Annotated in this window: 14 protein-coding genes; 10 read left to right on the plus strand and 4 right to left on the minus strand. The window is 49.0% G+C overall.

All coding sequences use genetic code 11. The features are described from left to right. Positions 1-7: 7 nt before the first annotated feature. Entirely contained in the window at positions 8-925 is a 918-nt protein-coding gene (locus tag ACLBLI_RS07795) for an AAA family ATPase (RefSeq protein ID WP_414830527.1), read from the minus strand. Between the two features lie 184 nt (positions 926-1,109). Between ACLBLI_RS07795 and seqA the strand changes: the two genes are divergently transcribed. The 10 genes from seqA to ACLBLI_RS07845 all read left to right on the plus strand — a co-directional run bounded on the left by seqA (position 1,110) and on the right by ACLBLI_RS07845 (position 13,320). Then, positions 1,110-1,730 (plus strand): replication initiation negative regulator SeqA, encoded by a 621-nt coding sequence (seqA, locus tag ACLBLI_RS07800; protein ID WP_414830528.1) that lies wholly within the window; start codon positions 1,110-1,112, stop codon positions 1,728-1,730. Between the two features lie 67 nt (positions 1,731-1,797). Further along, positions 1,798-3,450 (plus strand): phosphoglucomutase (alpha-D-glucose-1,6-bisphosphate-dependent), encoded by a 1,653-nt coding sequence (gene pgm / locus ACLBLI_RS07805; RefSeq protein ID WP_414830529.1) that lies wholly within the window; start codon positions 1,798-1,800, stop codon positions 3,448-3,450. 237 nt (positions 3,451-3,687) lie between these two features. Continuing rightward, positions 3,688-6,168, plus strand: coding sequence for a glycogen/starch/alpha-glucan phosphorylase (locus ACLBLI_RS07810; RefSeq protein WP_414830530.1), 2,481 nt, complete (start codon positions 3,688-3,690; stop codon positions 6,166-6,168). A 353-nt stretch (positions 6,169-6,521) separates the two neighbouring features. Continuing rightward, on the plus strand, positions 6,522-8,192 hold the full coding sequence (locus tag ACLBLI_RS07815; RefSeq protein ID WP_414830531.1) for an acyl-CoA dehydrogenase family protein: 1,671 nt from the start codon (positions 6,522-6,524) through the stop codon (positions 8,190-8,192). Between the two features lie 115 nt (positions 8,193-8,307). After that, entirely contained in the window at positions 8,308-8,946 is a 639-nt protein-coding gene (locus tag ACLBLI_RS07820; RefSeq protein ID WP_414830532.1) for a hypothetical protein, read from the plus strand. Between the two features lie 598 nt (positions 8,947-9,544). Further along, entirely contained in the window at positions 9,545-9,796 is a 252-nt protein-coding gene (locus ACLBLI_RS07825; protein WP_414830533.1) for a hypothetical protein, read from the plus strand. A gap of 5 nt (positions 9,797-9,801) precedes the next feature. Continuing rightward, complete coding sequence (locus ACLBLI_RS07830; protein ID WP_414830534.1) at positions 9,802-10,896, plus strand: threonine aldolase family protein; 1,095 nt, start codon at positions 9,802-9,804, stop codon at positions 10,894-10,896. A gap of 103 nt (positions 10,897-10,999) precedes the next feature. Further along, positions 11,000-11,359: a YgiW/YdeI family stress tolerance OB fold protein gene (locus ACLBLI_RS07835; RefSeq protein ID WP_414830535.1), complete on the plus strand. Its 360-nt coding sequence runs from the start codon at positions 11,000-11,002 to the stop codon at positions 11,357-11,359. Between the two features lie 55 nt (positions 11,360-11,414). Further along, complete coding sequence (locus ACLBLI_RS07840; RefSeq protein ID WP_414830536.1) at positions 11,415-12,095, plus strand: response regulator transcription factor; 681 nt, start codon at positions 11,415-11,417, stop codon at positions 12,093-12,095. After that, on the plus strand, positions 12,076-13,320 hold the full coding sequence (locus ACLBLI_RS07845) for a sensor histidine kinase (RefSeq protein ID WP_414830537.1): 1,245 nt from the start codon (positions 12,076-12,078) through the stop codon (positions 13,318-13,320). The genes ACLBLI_RS07840 and ACLBLI_RS07845 overlap by 20 nt, the downstream gene beginning before the upstream one ends. A gap of 50 nt (positions 13,321-13,370) precedes the next feature. Here ACLBLI_RS07845 and ACLBLI_RS07850 read toward each other — a convergent pair whose 3' ends face one another. The 3 genes from ACLBLI_RS07850 to betB all read right to left on the minus strand — a co-directional run bounded on the left by ACLBLI_RS07850 (position 13,371) and on the right by betB (position 17,380). Further along, complete coding sequence (locus tag ACLBLI_RS07850; RefSeq protein WP_414830538.1) at positions 13,371-14,075, minus strand: TorF family putative porin; 705 nt, start codon at positions 14,073-14,075, stop codon at positions 13,371-13,373. A 166-nt stretch (positions 14,076-14,241) separates the two neighbouring features. Then, entirely contained in the window at positions 14,242-15,906 is a 1,665-nt protein-coding gene (gene betA / locus ACLBLI_RS07855) for a choline dehydrogenase (protein WP_414830539.1), read from the minus strand. Between the two features lie 10 nt (positions 15,907-15,916). Next, on the minus strand, positions 15,917-17,380 hold the full coding sequence (gene betB, locus ACLBLI_RS07860) for a betaine-aldehyde dehydrogenase (protein ID WP_414830540.1): 1,464 nt from the start codon (positions 17,378-17,380) through the stop codon (positions 15,917-15,919). Positions 17,381-17,665 lie beyond the last annotated feature (285 nt).

Consider the following 17,665-nt stretch of genomic DNA (forward strand, 5'->3'; position numbering starts at 1 on the left):
TGTCAGGTCAGGCCGCCAGTGGATCAACGCTATCAAGCAGCCGCTGACTTAACACATCATCTTCAACGTGGGAATCCTGCTGGGCTCGCAACCGATGTTCGGTTACTGCGGTAAAGACAGACTGAACATCTTCAGGAACCACATAATCTCGGTCATGCAGGAAGGCCCAGGCTTTGGCTGCTTGCAAGATTGCTTTACTGGCCCGCGGAGAAAGCGGGTTGGGATAACCGGCGTCCTCCCGACTGTGCACCACCAGTCTTAAAATATAACTGATGACGCTGTCACTGCAGTGTACATCATTGACGGCTGACTGGTGCTTCAGTAAAACCTCTGTAGGGATATGGGTTTTTAGCGATGATTTCACTCGCTCACTGCCTGACTTCAGCATTGCGTGCTCGGCCTCCCAGCCTGGGTACCCCAGCGAAATGCGCATAAGAAAGCGATCCAACTGAGATTCTGGTAAAGGATACGTGCCGGACTGGTAACCTGGATTCTGTGTGCCGATAACAAAGAAAGGTGAAGGCAACTGGTGTGTAGTGCCATCAATACTCACTTGTTGTTCTTCCATTGCTTCAAGTAACGCGCTTTGGGTTTTTGGGCTGGCACGGTTAATTTCGTCTGCCAGCACTAACTGGTTAAATACCGGCCCAGGTCTGAATTGAAACTGCTTTTCATGCGCATCGAAAATATTTACACCAAGCATATCAGACGGAAGTAAATCGGAAGTAAACTGGATACGGGAAAAGTCCAGACCGAAAACACTCGCCAGAGCATGTGACAATGTCGTTTTACCCATTCCGGGCAGATCTTCGATTAGCAAATGGCCATTGGCAAGCAGGCAGGTAACAGCCAGCTTCAGTTGTTGTGTCTTCCCGATTACCTGTTTTCCCAGTGCGTCTATGACTGCCTGAAAGTCAGATCTCATGATAAGGGGCCCCAGATGACGATGATTTATAAATAATATCAACTCATTAGCATTGTTAGGTGATACGTATGATACCTAAGTATAGGTTAATACGAGGAAAATCTGGTTAAAAATCAGACAGGATAAAGTGCTGCGAGACGCGCGCGGGTTGTCTATAATGGGGCATCTTAAAAAGGAAGTAGTTATGAAAATCATTGAAATTGATGACGATTTGTATGCCTTTATCGCCAGTCAGACCAAACACATTGGCGAAAATGCATCGGATATTTTACGCCGATTGCTGATGCCTGAATCGCCAGCACCTGTCAGAACTCCGCGCAATGATGCAGCGTCAGACGTGACCGATGACATTCCAGCTGCGATTGCAGAAGCAGAGTTAGCCGCTAAACCCGCGGATGAGCCAGCCCCGGCTACTGTCAGTGTGCCGGTTACGCCGGTGTCGCCAGAAAATGCATCTGATATTCTTGAGCATGTGACCACAGATGCGCTGGCTGCTTATTCTAAACGTGTGGATCAGTTTTTATTTGTACTTGCTGAACTGCATAAACTGAATCCACAGGCATTTGATGCGGTAGAACAAATTAAAGGAAAAAACCGTACCTACTTTGCAACGTCAAAAGAGGCATTGTTAAAGAACGGCTCAAGCACTAACCCTAAGTCTATTCCAGACAGCCCATACTGGGTGGTAACAAATAACAACACCGCAAAGAAAATAGCAATGTTGGAGCAAGTGTTGCAAAAGCTGGGATACGATGCGTCTGTAGCACAGGCGGTGACGTCGCGTTTTGCTCCGGAAGGGAGATAAGGTGACGTAGGTTACTTAACGTAGCGACACACCTGCTGGAATAACCATTTAATAGCAAGGAATACCTATGGCTTTACATCCTGAGGCGGGCAACCCCGCTGCGCCGGAACAACTCATCAATGTAGCTGAACTGGTTAGTCAGTATTACAGCTATTGCCCACAGCCGGGCGTAGCGGCGGAAGCGGTGACCTTTGGAACATCAGGACATCGCGGTACGTCAGCATCAGTTACCTTTAACGATATGCATATCAGCGCAATCTGTCAGGCGCTGGCAGAATATCGCGTGCATCAGCAGATTACCGGTCCTGTGTTTATCGGCAAAGATACTCACGCGTTGTCAGAGCCAGCCTTGAGTACGGCGATTGAAGTATTAACCGCCAATGGTATTAATGTGGTAATTCAGCGTAGCGATAATGAAAGTCGCGGATATACACCCACACCAGTAATTTCACGCACCATAATCCGTTACAACCGCGGACGGACCGACGCTTTCGCTGACGGTATTGTTATTACGCCGTCACACAATCCACCCTCAGACGGCGGCTTCAAATATAACCCACCTCATGGTGGTCCGGCCGATAGCGACGTGACCAAGGTCATTCAGGACCGCGCTAATGCGCTTATTGCCGATAACAATCGCGATGTGAAACGCATGGATTTGCGAAAAGCCAAAGACAGTGGCTTGTGTAAAGAAGATGATTTTATGGAAGCGTATATCGATGACCTGGCTCAGGTTGTTGATATGGAAGCTATCGCCAAAGCCGGCCTTAAGTTAGGCACAGATCCGCTTGGCGGTGCAGGCGTTGGCTACTGGTCGGTAATAGCCAAGAAGTACGGACTGGATATCACGGTTGTGAACGACAACGTGGATCCACAGTTTGGCTTTATGCGTCGGGATAAAGACGGCAAGCTTAGAATGGACTGTTCTTCGGCGTATGCGATGGCCGGACTGATTGAGCTTAAAGATGAGTTTGACCTTGCCTGGGGTAACGATCCGGACTTTGACCGTCACGGCATTGTGTGCAAAAGCGCCGGGCTGATGAATCCGAATCACTATCTCGCCGTGGCGATACATTATCTGTATCAATATCGCTCGCAGTGGCCGCAGTCACTGAAAGTGGGTAAAACGCTGGTTTCCAGTAGCATGATTGACAGAGTGGCATCTGACCTGGGTAAAGATGTGGCGGAGATGCCTGTCGGCTTTAAGTGGTTTGTGCAAGGGTTGGCTGACAGCGAGATAGGCTTCGCCGGCGAGGAAAGTGCTGGCGGCATTTTTCTGCAACGTGACGCTCAAACCTGGGCCACCGACAAGGACGGCTTCATAATGTGCTTACTGGCTGCAGAAATTCTTGCGGTGACCGGCAAAGATCCCGGTGAGCACTACGCGGCGCTTACCGAAAAATTTGGCTCGCCGTGTTATACCCGGGTAGATGTTGCGGCAAGTCTCGAAGAAAAAGACAAGTTGTCAGCCATGGATGCGTCTGTGGTAACCAATGATACCTTGGCGGGGGAAGCTATTATAGCGGTACAAACACACGCCCCTGGTAACAACGCTGCAATTGGTGGTGTGAAGGTATCTACGGAAAATGGCTGGTTTGCGGCTCGTCCTTCAGGTACCGAACAGATTTATAAAATCTATGCTGAGAGCTTTAATGGTGAAAGCCACTTACAAGAATTGTTGGCAGAGGCCGAATCGCTGGTAGGTAAGATCATCAAATAAAACGTCAAATGTAATTTAAAAACAAATTTTATGTAAATTCAGTGTTAACAAATAGCGTTTTGCATACGTTTTCATGCAAAAATATTTGTTTTTAACAAAACTTTTACAAAAAGTTTGTTTTAAGGCTGCTATATTGCTGTCATGTCGTCCAATTAGATGTAATTTTATTACGTAATTTGTGCGGCAGACGGCAATTCCATTCCGTTTGCCCGCACTTTCCAACCGTGAGATAGCACTATGAACGCGAAAGTGACGAAGGCATTGCCCGCCGAAAAAATCAATAAGTCCGATTTTAAAGCTGCGGTCGTCAAGCATTTACACTGCACGCTTGGCACCGATGAGAATAAAGCCAATAACCATGCATGGTGGAAGGCTACATGCGCAGCCATTCAGGAGCAGGTGCTCGAAGGGCTGCGAAAAACACAGAAAACCCATTACCTGAACGATACCCGCGCGGTACATTATTTTTCTGCCGAGTTTCTGATGGGACGGTTGTTGTCAAACAATCTGCAAAATTTTGGTTTATTTGATGTTGCCAGTGACGCATTAAAAGAGCTGGGTGTTGAACTGTCTGATGTTATGGAAGAAGAGCCGGACATGGCGCTGGGCAACGGTGGTTTGGGTCGCTTAGCAGCTTGCTTTATCGACTCACTGGCGACGATGGAACTGCCAGCTATCGGTTACGGTATTCATTACGAGCACGGCTTGTTCCGTCAGGAAATCAAAAGTGGCGCGCAAATCGAGCGTCCAGACAGCTGGCGTGATTATGGTAATCCGTGGGAAATCTGCCGTCCTGAGTCTATTCAGGAAGTGTCATTGTACGGCTATGTAGAAACCAAATACGGCGAAAACGGACGTATCCAGAAAGAATGGCACCCGGGCCTGATTGTAAAAGGGGTGCCGTGGGATATCCCGGTTGTCGGGTATGAAGGGAAAACCGTCAACGTGCTGCGTCTGTGGCAAAGTGAAGCCTCTGGCTACTTTAATTGGGATGTTTTCAATGCAGGCGGTTATGTGGATGCGCAGCGTGAAAACGTACAGGCCGAAACCATCTCCAAAGTCTTGTATCCGAACGATGAAACCGAAGCCGGCAAAGAGTTGCGACTCATTCAGCAGTACTTTTTCTGTTCGTGTTCGTTAAAAGACATTATCCGCCGCTACAAGCGCGCCCATGGTGATGACTGGAGTCGTTTCCCTGAACAGGTAGTTGTGCAACTTAACGACACACATCCGGCCATTGCTATCCCCGAGTTAATGCGTATTTTGGTCGACCGCGCTGAGCTTGACTGGGATACTGCGTGGGGTATCTGTACCAAGGTTTTTGCATACACTAACCATACCTTGTTGCCCGAAGCGCTGGAGAAGTGGCCGGCCCGCATGATTGAGAAGATCCTGCCGCGCCACCTGGAAATTATTTATGAAATCAATCATCGCTTCATGTCGCTGGTAGATAAAAAGTGGCCGGGCGATAATGCCGTAAAAGCCAAGCTGTCTATCATCGAAGAAGGTAACGAGAAGATGGTGCGTATGGGGCACCTGTCTGTGATTGGCTCATTTGCTGTCAACGGCGTGGCTGAAATTCACTCTAAGCTGGTGAAACAAAACCTGTTTCCTGAGTTCGACGAACTGTGGCCGGGTAAACTGACGAATGTAACCAATGGCATCACGCCACGTCGCTGGCTGAAAGCATGTAACCCGTCGTTGTCTAAGCTTATCGACAAGAAAATTGGCGATGACTGGCCTAAAGATCTTTATAAGCTTGAGGGTCTGGCCAAGCATGCGGATAACAAAACCTTCCAGAAGCAATTTATGCAGGTGAAGCAGGAGAATAAACAACTACTTGCTGATGAAATTAAGCAGTCGCTGGGTATAGAGGTAGATACCAACGCCATTTTCGATGTGCAAATCAAACGACTGCATGAGTACAAACGTCAGCACCTTAATTTGTTGCACATTATGGCGTTATACCGCCGGTTACTCGAAAACCCGGATTACGACATGCATCCTCGTGTATTTATCTTTGGTGCAAAGGCTGCGCCTGGCTATAAGCTGGCGAAGGATATTATCTATGCCATTAATAAGGTAGCTGATAAGATCAACAACGATAACCGGGTTAACAAGAAACTGAAGGTCGTGTTCTTGCCGAATTACCGCGTGTCGCTGGCGGAGAAGATGATCCCGGCATCTGACGTTTCTGAGCAAATCAGTACGGCAGGGAAGGAAGCATCAGGCACCGGTAACATGAAACTGGCATTAAACGGGGCATTAACCATCGGTACCCTGGATGGTGCGAATATAGAAATCGCCGAAGAAGTCGGTGACGACAATATCTTCATTTTCGGTATGACAGTTGAAGAAGTGGATGCGCTGCGAGCAAGTGGCTATAACCCACACGACTATTACTACCGGGATCCGGAAATCAAAGCGGTACTGGACTGGCTGGAAACCGATTACTTCACACCGGGTAAACCGGGTGCACTGGTTTCCATCAAGCAGAGCCTGCTGGATAATGGCGACCCGTACATGGTATTAGCCGATTATCGTGCGTACTCTGATGCTCAAATCAAGGTTGATGAAGCGTATCGCGATAAAGCGCGCTGGGCACGTATGGCCATAATCAATACAGCGAAAATGGGTAAGTTTACGTCAGACCGCTCGATTAAAGATTATGTCGAGCGAATCTGGAAGCTACAAAACTGCCCGGTGGATGCGAAGTAATCTACCTGTTAATTACCCCCAAAAGCCCGGCAATGTCCGGGCTTTTTTGTAGCGATGTCTGCACATCTGCGCAATGACAAAATACAAATTCATCTTCAGGTCATTCAAAAAACACGGCGCGCGAGCCCCTTGCGCACTTATGACAACGCGCAATATATTGTCCAGCACCTTCGCGGGGCAACATCACTGACAGCTTCTTATGTATATACGGCTCGGGTTACTATCTGTTTGCCAGATACCTGCATAACTTTATTACTATTGCGTTTTATCAACAGTCATACAGTGGATGTAACAAGGCGTTTACTATAAAGTAACAATAAGGTCTGACCACTTAGTGCAGCAAAGGTAGTCTTATGACAAGTTCGGGAATGTCAGGGGAAACCCATCAGGTTTTTAATCAGCCACAGCCGCTGGAGCACTATAATGCCTTTAGCGCGGATACGGTTTTACAGTACTGGGTAAACAAATTTGGCGGCGAATGGGGGCATGAGATACTCACCGGCTTTGGGCACGGAATTGGTCACGATCTACAAACCGCAGGTTTTCTGGCCAATAAACACCTGCCTGATTTTCAGCCTCACGACCGGTTTGGTCGTCGTGTCGATCAGGTAGATTACCATCCCGCGTATCATCAGCTCATGCAGCACGCCGTGGAGCATGGTCACTGCAGCCTGCCCTGGACCGAAGATAAAGCGGGCGCGCACGTGGTACGCGGCGCGATAGCTTTTCTTCACAGTCATGCTGATCCCGGCTCAGGCTGTCCCTTAACCATGACATTTGCCTCTGTTCCGGCACTTTCGGTGCAGCCCGATATTGCAAAAATCTGGTTGCCTAAAGTGCTCGCGAGAGCGTACGACGGCAGTAACAAACCATGGTTTGAAAAAAACGGCGTTACCATTGGTATGGCGATGACAGAAAAACAGGGCGGAAGCGATGTCAGGGCGAACACCACTGTTGCTGTGCCCGTTGATAACGAAGGGCCGGGGCAACTCTACAGCCTGACCGGTCACAAATGGTTTTGCAGCGCGCCAATGTGCGACGCGTTTTTAGTGCTGGCTCAGGCCAACGACAACATATCCTGCTTTCTGGTTCCCCGCTGGCGTGAGGATGGCAGCAAGAACCCGGTTCATATTCAGCGCCTGAAAAACAAACTGGGGAATAAATCTAACGCCAGCTCCGAAATTGAGTTTCGTGGTGCTCATGGCTGGTTGCTCGGAGAAGAGGGGCGGGGCATCAACACCATCATTCAAATGGTCGCGCTTACCCGCTATGACTGTATGCTGGGATCCAGTGCGCTAATGGCGCAGGCGGCGAAAGAGGCCATATGGCATACGTCCGGACGCGCGGTGTTCGGCAAGAATCTGCATGAGCAACCTCTGATGCTGAATGTGCTGGCAGATTTAGCCGTTGAGGCGGAGGCTGCGCTTGCCATCAGCTTACGGATTGCAAAAGCGCTGGATAACAGTCACGACAGCCATGAAGCTGCGCTAATTCGAAGTTCTACCGCTATCGGTAAATACTGGATCTGCAAGCGCGCTGTTCAGCATACTTATGAGGCGATGGAATGTATCGGCGGAGTCGGTTACGTGGAAGAAAACATCACCAGCCGACTGTATCGTGAAGCGCCAGTCAATGCGATTTGGGAAGGGTCAGGTAATGTTCAGTGTCTGGATTTACTCAGAGTCCTGCAGCGTGAGCCAGCGACGTTAAAAGCGCTATTGCATGAACTATCCCGCGCATCAAAGAAGCACCCGCTATACGATAAAGCGTACGCTGAATTGTGCGCAGCGTTAGAAGATACAACCAACATAGAATTGAGAGCCCGCCAGCTTATGGAGAAACTGGCGATTTGCTGGCAGGCTGCAACCCTGCTGGTATACGGCGATAACATAATCGCCGAAGCATTCGTCAGCTCTCGTCTGGCTAATACTTTTCACCAGTACGGTACGTTACCCGATGACATTGACGTTGCTGCCATCGTCAAAAGGGCAATGCCAAACGTGCGGGCAGAAAACGAGGCATAAACATAAGCGATCGCAGACAGGCTGCGAATCACTTAGAATCTCGCAGAAAAAAGTGGCGCACTTTTTGCCATAGCAGGGGCTTAGTTACCTGTCGCTATTAATGTGTGGACCTGCTATGTATGTATCCAATACACCTTCGTTGCTTGATTATATTGGCGATCCTGAAAAAGCAAAGAACACCCTGAGTGAGCTGGCTTCCCGCCCTAAGGGCACAGAGATGGCATCCGATATCAGAAGCCTGACTGCGCTGCAATCCGATGAAGGTATCGAACAGACGATAGAGAAGATTGCCGCAGGGGACACCAGTGTGTCGTTGAACAGAGTCGGCAATTTACTGGAGCATATAAAGGCAAAAGTATTCACAGACCTGCAGGATGTTGCCGGTCGTCTCGATATCTCTGGTGAGATTTCATTTTCCCGCGAAAACGGAAACTGGACAGTGAGTCAGGAGGGGCAGACAGAGTCATCTGCTGCGATAGACCGGTTGCAGCAATATCTGGATAAGGCGTCAGATCTTAACAACAAACTCAGCCAGATTAATCAGTTATCCGAAATGGTCGAGCTGGGACAGGCCCGGGAATATGCCAGCACGCTGAAGTCGCAGGGGGCCGAAGATAGTCAGATTGTGACCTACCTGACCGACACCAGAGCACGTATTTTTGCAGAAGATAAGCTGATGTTAAGCCAGCAAGACGTAGTGGCAAAAAGCGAAGGTGTGTCGACACGCTTCTACAATGCAATATCCGGCGAATAAGGGTTTCCTCGTCAACCGGGAAGAAAATGATTACCATAACACTAGGGTCTGTTGATCTTTGCTGTACGAATTTTGTTCGGGGTAAACGCGTTTTGATCGAGGCGCGCCGATTGTAGCCTAGTCATCTAGGCAAATGAGGCGTAACAAAGAGCAAAACGCGTTTAGCCGAACCCAGCGGGCAGCGTTTGTTAGTGATTTATGCTGTGTTATCGTTCACTTATGTAGAGTGGCTACACGGCGTGAACGCTGCCTTGCCTAAATCACTAACAATTCGCTGCAAAAATGTACAGCAAAGGTCAACAGACCCTAGAGCCTGTTTATCTTTGTTCAGTGCTTATGCAGACGGCCAATTTTGTGCAAGACAATCGCAAATGAGCGACGTTTAGGGGGCCTGAATAAGTGAATTTGTAGGCCGTATCGCGCAAAACTGGCCACTCTGCCTGCCCACAGGGGTGGAGCTAAAACGCCCTACTACAGCGTTATCAGCCGCTTATTTGGATTGCCAAACCACGCTGCTTCTGCCTTGTATTAGGGCGTTTTAGCATCCAACATAAATACTGAACAAAGATAAACTTTAGGTTTCATTATTACGGAGTTTATGGCTAAACCAAGAAAAAAGGGTCCGGTCCGTACCGTTCAGATCTCCTGTCAGCAGTGTAAAGCGCCATTATTTAAGTATCGCAAAGGCGGGAAAGGAGCGCTGGTGAAATGTTTTATTGAACGGATAGTTGAAGATCACACCACAACGCCTTGTCAGTGTCCGGGGTGCGGTCAAACCTTTGCCAGAGAAACCATGATCCGGGGCACCCCTGCCTATAAAATGGTGGGTGGCAAAGTCCACATGAAGTAACCAGTATGAATACGATTCCAGAGGCCTTGCGCAGCCGCTATGCGCAGTTACATAAGCGAGCCAGTGCCGTCATACATCGACATAAGCAAGCCAGCATAAAAGACGAACTCGCCAGGCTCAGTAAACTGGCTGAGGCTGATGATGAGCGTGACACCTACGGAAAGGGTGGGGTAGTGGCACACTTTGAGTCTGAGTTACAAACGCTTTTCGGTATGCCTGCATGTGTGTTTCTGCCCACCGGCACGCTGGCGCAATGTGTCGCGGTGAAATGCTACAGCGAATACTCGGGGCGCAGCGACGTGGGCTTGCATCCAACGTCGCACCTGCTGCTACACGAGCATAATGCGATTGAAGACTTGTGGGGAATCCCGGTTCAGCAATTTGGCCAGGCGCAGCGCGTCACCCAGCCTGAGGATGTCGTCGCGCTGCAACCGAAGACTCTGGCAGCCATTATCGTTGAATCGCCTATGCGTGAAATTGGGGGAGCGATGCCATCATTGGACACATTACGCGCGCTACGATACTGGTGCGATGAACACGATGTTGCTATGCATCTGGATGGGGCACGTATCTGGCAGACAGTGTCGTACTATGGGGCGGATCTGGCTGCGATAGCCCGATTCTTCGACAGTATTTATGTGAGCTTTTATAAAGATCTCGGCGGTACCATTGGGGCAGCATTGCTGGGTTCTGAGACATTGATCAGTGATGCAAAAATCTGGGCCCGACGCGCTGGTGGTAACCCCATTACTCTGTATCCTGACGTGCTGGCCGCCAGGGTAGGGCTAAGGCATCACCTGCCGAAAATGAAAGAGTACATTGCCTATACTGAGCTACTCAGTAGTGCGTTAAGCAAAGCCGGTTTTACGCTTATCCCGGACACCCCCCAGGCAGCCATGTTTCATATTGCGCTGCCTGTATCTTCAGAGATATTGACAGCCCGGCTCTGTGATTACGCAGAGCAAACCGGAGTTATGGCGCTGCCATTGCCACGCTCTGGAACATCAGACAACTGTATATGTGAGGTGTCTGTGGGTGATAGGGCATTGCAACATGCGCCGGACTTTTGGGTTAAGCACATTCTGGCGCTACTTCCCTGAACTATTTGGGTTAAATCAGTCTATCGTCTGCTTCACATTGACTTCACGGTGTCTCTGGTTAAATAGCTCCTGAACTTAATAACCTGAGCTAAGGAGCTTAATAATGAAACATGTATTGCTATGTGCAGCAGTAGTCACCACTGGATTAACCTTTGCCGGCGCCTCGCTCGCCCAGTTTACGGGAACTAGCGGGTCTAAATTCACCGATATTGAGTCACTTCTGGGATCCGGCAGCGACGATGATTACGTACAACTGGAAGGAAACCTCATCCGCAAAGTCGGTAGTGAAAAATACATATTTACTGATGGGAAGTCTGAAATCCGTGTGGAAATTGAAAGTGAAGATTTCCCTCAACAGTCGTTTGATGAATCTGCAACAATTCGCATTGCCGGTGAGTTTGAGAAAGACTTTATGGAATCACCTGAAATTGATGTGGATTCGGTAACAATTATTTCGCAATAACGTTACTCGTGCCGTAAGCGCTCTGTCCTGAAGGCAGAGCGCGCAAGGATGTACTATGCATATATTGTTGGTTGAAGATGATCCTCAGGTCCTTGAAACCGTGTGTGATTACCTTTCGCTTAAAGGCCATGAGGTAGACTGTGCGTACAATGGCAGGTCAGCAATTACGCTTCTTGAACAAGCTCGCTTCGATTTGATTATTCTGGACGTGATGATGCCAAAGCTTTCCGGAACTGAAACCGCAAAAGTTGTACGTCAGCAACTGCACCTGAACACACCGATAATTTTCTTAACCGCCAGAGACACTCTGGAAGATAAGCTGGAAGGCTTTGCGGTGGGCGGCGATGATTATCTGACAAAACCGTTCGCTCTGCCCGAACTGGAAGTTCGTATTGATGCCATTCAAAAGCGATGCAACGGCACAACGCAGAACACCGCAATTCAATTGGGCTCATTACGTTACTACGTTGATGAAGAATATGCCGAAACACAAAGCGAAAGGTTCAGTTTACCCGTAACCCAACATCAGATTCTAAAACTGTTACTCAGCGCATCACCGAACTTTGTTTCAAAGGACGCTCTTATAAACTCTATCTGGCCCGATAATGTCCCTGACAGTGATGCTTTTCGAAGTCATTTATACAATTTACGTAAAACGCTGAAGAAAAATGTTGCGAATGTGGAGATCATCACTGAAGTCGGTCGGGGATACAGAATTGTCGAAAGTTCGGCCTAGTCTAACCAAGCGCCTGTCAATACTGGTTTCTACCGTCAGTATCGTCTTTATTTCATTGCTGTTCGGTATTGCCTACGTCGCTGAAGAACAAATGGAATCTATCAGTTTGCGCTATTGGCTGGATGCAGAAGCCCGAATGTACGAGCAGAGCTTCCGGCGGTTCGGGGAGCAGGGGCAATTGCCGAATCCCTTTCAGTTTGATATTTACTGGAGCAAAAGGCAATTGCCCCGATGGCTGTCCGGATATACTGAACCTGGGTTCTACGAGCATCAGCTTGGACCTGAAGATAAGCATTTCAAAGTTTCGGTATCTCCGGATGGTGACGGCCTTTACTACCTTATATTTAAAGATGATGCAGACGACTTTCTGGACGAGTATGAGAGTCAGCTTCACTTACTTTCTTTCTCCCTCGCACTCCTAGTGAGTATTGGCGTGAGTGCGCTGATGTATTACTTGTACAGACAGCTCTCAACGCCTCTCAGGCGTGTGGTGGAAAAGGTACCCCTGGTAGCACCTGATCAGGAAATTTTTTCCGTCGATTCAGAATATAGCGAATTGGCGGAAATCGAAGAAGCTTTGTTGGAGGGGAAGCGTCAAATCCAGCAGTATCTTACCCGGGAAAGAGATTTTACGCGTTTCGCTGCACATGAAATTCGCACGCCATTAATGACGTTGAGGGGGTCTGCGGATCTGCTTGCTCAGCTCGAAACGACATCTCTTCCTGAGCCTGCTGTCAGAGCAGTTAAAAGGATCCGAACGGCAAGTCAGGATATTGATGAATTGATAAAAACCTTTCTCGTACTGGGAAAGGAGTCACTGTCAGCAGCAGATCTGGAAGCCGTAGATATCAGCGAAACAGTCAGCCAGCAGTTAACTAAACTAGAGGTACTGACACGTTCACAGAGCGTGGAGGTACGGCTGAATTGCGAGTCTGCGGTAACGTTACGGGCTCCTAAGGAATTTGTCGTCGTGCTGTGCCGAAATCTGTTGCGTAATGCCTTGGCGTATTCTGACTCACATGTGACTGTGTCTTTAACCAGCAATCAATTGCGCGTAGTTAATGATATTGATGCAGATGCAGACAAGCAATCAGGATATGGCTACGGACTTATTATCGTAGAGCGTATTTGTGAAAAATTAATGTGGGGCTATCGACGGGAGCAATCTGAAGAGCAGTTTATTACAGAGATTAGTTTTGTGAAAACCCACCCTTTAGCTAATTGACAGCAACACGCTGCGCGCGATTACCGGGCGCAGCGTCCTGTCATGCGGTATTAAAAGGCAAACGTGCGACTTACTGCCAGCACGATCCTTTCATCGGCGGTATCAATGTCCAGCGTAGTGTTTTCTGCTGCCACTTCAATATCAAACCCCATCCAGCTGGTCAGCCAGGCAACTTTATAGTGCTGGTATGAGGTATCGTCCACGTCCCACATATACTTGTCGCCGTCCAGCGAGTTAGAGCTGTCTGCGCTAAAGCGTAATGCATGGTTTTCCGCCAGCGAGATGGTATGCGCGACTTCCACAATGGTATGACCGGCACCGGTACCAAAATAATCCCACGCGTACCAGAAGTTCATCTCGGAGGTTCCCTGGGCCCACGAATAAGCAAATTTGCTATAGGCTTCGCCATAATTTAATGCGCTGCTGTCGTTGCCGCCATGATAACTGTAGTAGGCTATCCCGTAGTCCAGACTGAGACTGTCTGAGAGCTGCACGAAGTGGCCGATATAGCCATCCAGTTCCTGATCTGCATCGTCGCCGTAATCGACATTGGAGGTCCACATACCTGCGTAAACGCCGTTTTCAGCGGCATAATCCAGCGACGCCTGAAATGCGGGATCGTTGTTGGTCTGGCTGACACCATTAAACATATAATCCGTTGCGCCTGTGACGGTCACTGACCAGTCAGCGTTAGCAACGGGGGTTGCGCCTAGCAGCACCAGGGCTGCACCGTATGCATAGTGTTTCTTCATCATGGCTCCTAGTGCATGCTATACATGTCATTATCGTCGTAAAGATTGTTCTGCATTGCGTTTTTCGTCATACCTTGTGCCTGTCGTTTGCTGTCTAAACTATAGCTCACAGCGTGAAGAAGCGGACATCGCCCGCATTTTCTTCTCTTAAGGGCATTCACTGAACACCTTAAATTATTTCGGAGCGCTGCTGTTCCTGCCACTGCGCGTCAATAGCCACCTTAACGTTTGCCTCTGTTAACGCTGGCTTTCCTAAGATCATGTCGGCTGCTTTTTCTGCCACCATGATGGTCGGGGCATTGAGATTGCCGTTAGGGATAGTCGGAAAAATTGAAGAGTCGACAACATGCAGGTTTTCAATACCTCTCACCCGGGTCTCAGAGTCGACGACTGCCATGTCATCTTCCCCCATTTTACAAGTACAGGAAGGGTGATACGCACTTTCGACAGCTTCGCGAACAAAGGCATCAATTTCTTCATCAGACTGCACGCTTTCACCGGGTTGTATTTCTTCACCACGATAGTCGTCGAAGGCGGATTGATGAATAATCTCCCTTGTCAGGCGTACGCAGGCACGAAACCCTTCAATATCATCTTCATGCTGCAAGTAATTAAACAGGATTGACGGCGCCTGGCTGGGATCGGATGAGGTAATTTTCACCCGTCCACGGCTTTTCGGTTTGTTGTGCCCGATATGAACCTGAAAACCATGGCCTTTCACAGCGCTTTTGCCGTCGTAGCGGATGGCTGCCGGTAAGAAGTGGTACTGTAGGTCAGGCCATTTTACGCCTTCTTTGGAGCGGATAAAGGCGCAGGATTCAAAGTGGTTACTTGCACCCAGTCCATCTTTAAACAACAGCCAGCGGGCGCCTATCAGTCCTTTCGAAAAGATATCCAGTTTGCCATTAATAGTGATGGGCTTTTTACAGCGGAACTGAAAATAAAACTCCAGGTGATCCTGCAGGTTTTGGCCTACGCCGGGTAAATGATGTTTGGGCTCAACGCCAACCTCGCGTAAATGGTTTTCATCACCGATTCCGGAGAGTTGCAGCAATTGAGGCGAGCCAATTGAGCCAGCACTTAGGATCACTTTTTTCGTGGCCTTTGCTTCGTGAAGCTGGTCCTTCTGGCGATACTGTACACCTACCGCTTTTTTGCCCTCAAGCAGCACTTTTTCTACCACCACATGCGTAAGAATAGTCAGATTGCTGCGGTCTTTTATCGGATCAAGGTAGGCGCGGGACGCGGAGCATCGCTTGCCGCCTTTTACCGTCATATGCATAGGGCCAAAGCCTTCCTGCTGTTTGGCATTGTAATCGTCGGTGATGGGGTACCCGGCTTGCTTTCCCGCATCAATAAAAGCGCGGTAAAGCGGGTTTTCCATTTCATTCCCGTTATTAACGCCCAGCGGACCGTCATCACCACGATAAGTATTGCCGCCCAGGTACCAGCTTTCTGCGCGTTTGAAGTAGGGCAGGCAATGCTGATATCCCCAATTCTTCGCGCCAGACTCTTCCCATTCGTCAAAGTCACAGGCATGGCCGCGTACGTACACCATACCGTTTATTGATGATGAGCCGCCAAGTACCTTTCCGCGAGGACAATGCATTTTACGGTTATCCAGGTACGGCTCTTCTTCGGTGTAAAACTGCCACGCGTATTTGTCGGTGTTCATAGGGATGGAGAGGGCGGTAGGCATTTGAATAAAAATGCTTTTATCGCTTCCCCCGGTCTCAAGTAACAACACCTGATTGTCACTGTCTTCACTCAGGCGATTTGCCAGTACACACCCTGCTGAGCCAGCCCCGACGATAATGTAATCAAAACTCTTCATGGCGTTCTCCTTAAAATGGGCTTTCCAGTTTTTGCATACCGACATAAACCGATTTGGTCTGGGTGTACTGATCCAGTGTCTCTATACCATTTTCACGCCCGACGCCGGAAAGCTTATAGCCTCCAACCGGCATTTCTGCGGGGGAGGCCCCGTAGCTGTTCACCCAGCAGATCCCAGCCTGAAGCTGATGGATCACCCGGTGTGCCCGGCGGATATCTTTGGTCATTACGCCAGCAGCCAGCCCCACTGGCGTAGCGTTAGCACGGCGAATGGCTTCGTCTTCATCACTAAACGTCAACACGCTCATTACGGGGCCGAATATTTCCTCGCGACAAATGGTCATGTCGTCAGTGCAGTCTGTGAATATCGTGGGCTCGACGAAATAGCCGTCAGGCGCGGTTTCTGGAGACAAGCGATTTCCTCCGGCAGCCAACGTGGCACCTTCTTGCTTGCCTTTTTCGATGTAGTCCATCACCAGCTGCAGGTGTTGCTCAGAAATCAGAGCCCCCAGATTGGTCTTCATATCTGTCGGATCGCCGGCAATAATGTTCTCGCGGGTGCGTTTAAGCAGGCTATCCATAAAGGTGTCATAAATATCCTCATGCACAAACACGCGGGTACAGTTGGTGCACACCTCACCCTGTGTATAAAAGTTACCCAGCATGGCTGCAGATACGGCTTCCTCAATATCGGCATCGTCAAATACCAGCAGCGGTGATTTCCCGCCCAGCTCCATGGTGACTTCTTTGAGCGTACTGGCGGCACTTTCCATTACTTTTTTGCCAGTGCCGACCTCGCCAGTGAAAGACACTTTCTCTATCTCCGGATGAGAGGTGAGCCATTGACCGGTATCGGCTTCACCGTGAACCACATTGAACACACCACGCGGAATACCAGCTTTGATAAATATTTTGGCCAGCTCTACGGCGCCGCAGGGCGTTTCTTCTGAGGGTTTAAAAATCATGACATTGCCCGCAGCTAGTGCCGGTGCGGATTTCCAGCATGCGATCTGCAGAGGGTAATTCCATGCTCCTATTCCTGCACAAATTCCCAGCGGCTCCTTACGGGTGTAATAGAAATCACCATCAACACTTTGCTGCTGCCCCACTTGTGTCGGTGCCAGTGAAGCGAAAAATTCAATAACATCAGCGCCGGTTGCGACATCAACTTCGATGGCCTCCTGAAGTGGCTTGCCAGTATCAAGCACTTCTACCATGGCTAACTCATCGTTGTGTTCTCGTAGCAGAGCAACAGCTTTGTGTAATATCCTTGCGCGTTCTTTGGCTGGTGTCTCGGACCAAACCCGAAATGCGTTTTTTGCGCTTTCAAGCACTTCTTCTCTGATGTAGTCATCGGCAACTTCCACTTCGTACAACACCTTGCCAGTGGCTGGGTTTGTCACTGAAAATGTGTCTCCTGAGCGGTTCGGGAGTTCCTCTCCATTGACGATATTTAAGACCCTTTTTACTGACATTATGCGCCTCCAAAATGGTTGACTTATCTGGTGCAATAGCGAATTAGTTTTCGCTGTATTCACACCATCAATGGATAATATTGATATTCATACTTAACGGGACAGAAAATGGACTGCTTTGGGTTAATATTTTGTAATTCTCCAGGTAAGCGTCTTGGAGACAGCGCGGTAGCAAAAAACACCGATAGTGGGGCTAGCTGTTGGAAAAGCACGCAGGTATCTGAAGTTATACTAATTAACAGTTGCTAAGCGGGAAGCCCCGTGGTTTTATAACCCTTACACCAC

This window comes from Alteromonas sp. H39 (assembly GCF_047556435.1).
Lineage (GTDB): Bacteria > Pseudomonadota > Gammaproteobacteria > Enterobacterales > Alteromonadaceae > Alteromonas.

Excerpts from the sequence above, each read along its gene's own strand:
- ACLBLI_RS07795 (WP_414830527.1), bottom strand. The coding sequence starts at position 925 with ATGAGATCTGACTTTCAGGCAGTCATAGACGCACTGGGAAAACAGGTA.
- seqA (WP_414830528.1), top strand. The coding sequence starts at position 1,110 with ATGAAAATCATTGAAATTGATGACGATTTGTATGCCTTTATCGCCAGT.
- pgm (WP_414830529.1), top strand. The coding sequence starts at position 1,798 with ATGGCTTTACATCCTGAGGCGGGCAACCCCGCTGCGCCGGAACAACTC.
- ACLBLI_RS07810 (WP_414830530.1), top strand. The coding sequence starts at position 3,688 with ATGAACGCGAAAGTGACGAAGGCATTGCCCGCCGAAAAAATCAATAAG.
- ACLBLI_RS07815 (WP_414830531.1), top strand. The coding sequence starts at position 6,522 with ATGACAAGTTCGGGAATGTCAGGGGAAACCCATCAGGTTTTTAATCAG.
- ACLBLI_RS07820 (WP_414830532.1), top strand. The coding sequence starts at position 8,308 with ATGTATGTATCCAATACACCTTCGTTGCTTGATTATATTGGCGATCCT.
- ACLBLI_RS07825 (WP_414830533.1), top strand. The coding sequence starts at position 9,545 with ATGGCTAAACCAAGAAAAAAGGGTCCGGTCCGTACCGTTCAGATCTCC.
- ACLBLI_RS07830 (WP_414830534.1), top strand. The coding sequence starts at position 9,802 with ATGAATACGATTCCAGAGGCCTTGCGCAGCCGCTATGCGCAGTTACAT.
- ACLBLI_RS07835 (WP_414830535.1), top strand. The coding sequence starts at position 11,000 with ATGAAACATGTATTGCTATGTGCAGCAGTAGTCACCACTGGATTAACC.
- ACLBLI_RS07840 (WP_414830536.1), top strand. The coding sequence starts at position 11,415 with ATGCATATATTGTTGGTTGAAGATGATCCTCAGGTCCTTGAAACCGTG.
- ACLBLI_RS07850 (WP_414830538.1), bottom strand. The coding sequence starts at position 14,075 with ATGATGAAGAAACACTATGCATACGGTGCAGCCCTGGTGCTGCTAGGC.
- betA (WP_414830539.1), bottom strand. The coding sequence starts at position 15,906 with ATGAAGAGTTTTGATTACATTATCGTCGGGGCTGGCTCAGCAGGGTGT.
- betB (WP_414830540.1), bottom strand. The coding sequence starts at position 17,380 with ATGTCAGTAAAAAGGGTCTTAAATATCGTCAATGGAGAGGAACTCCCG.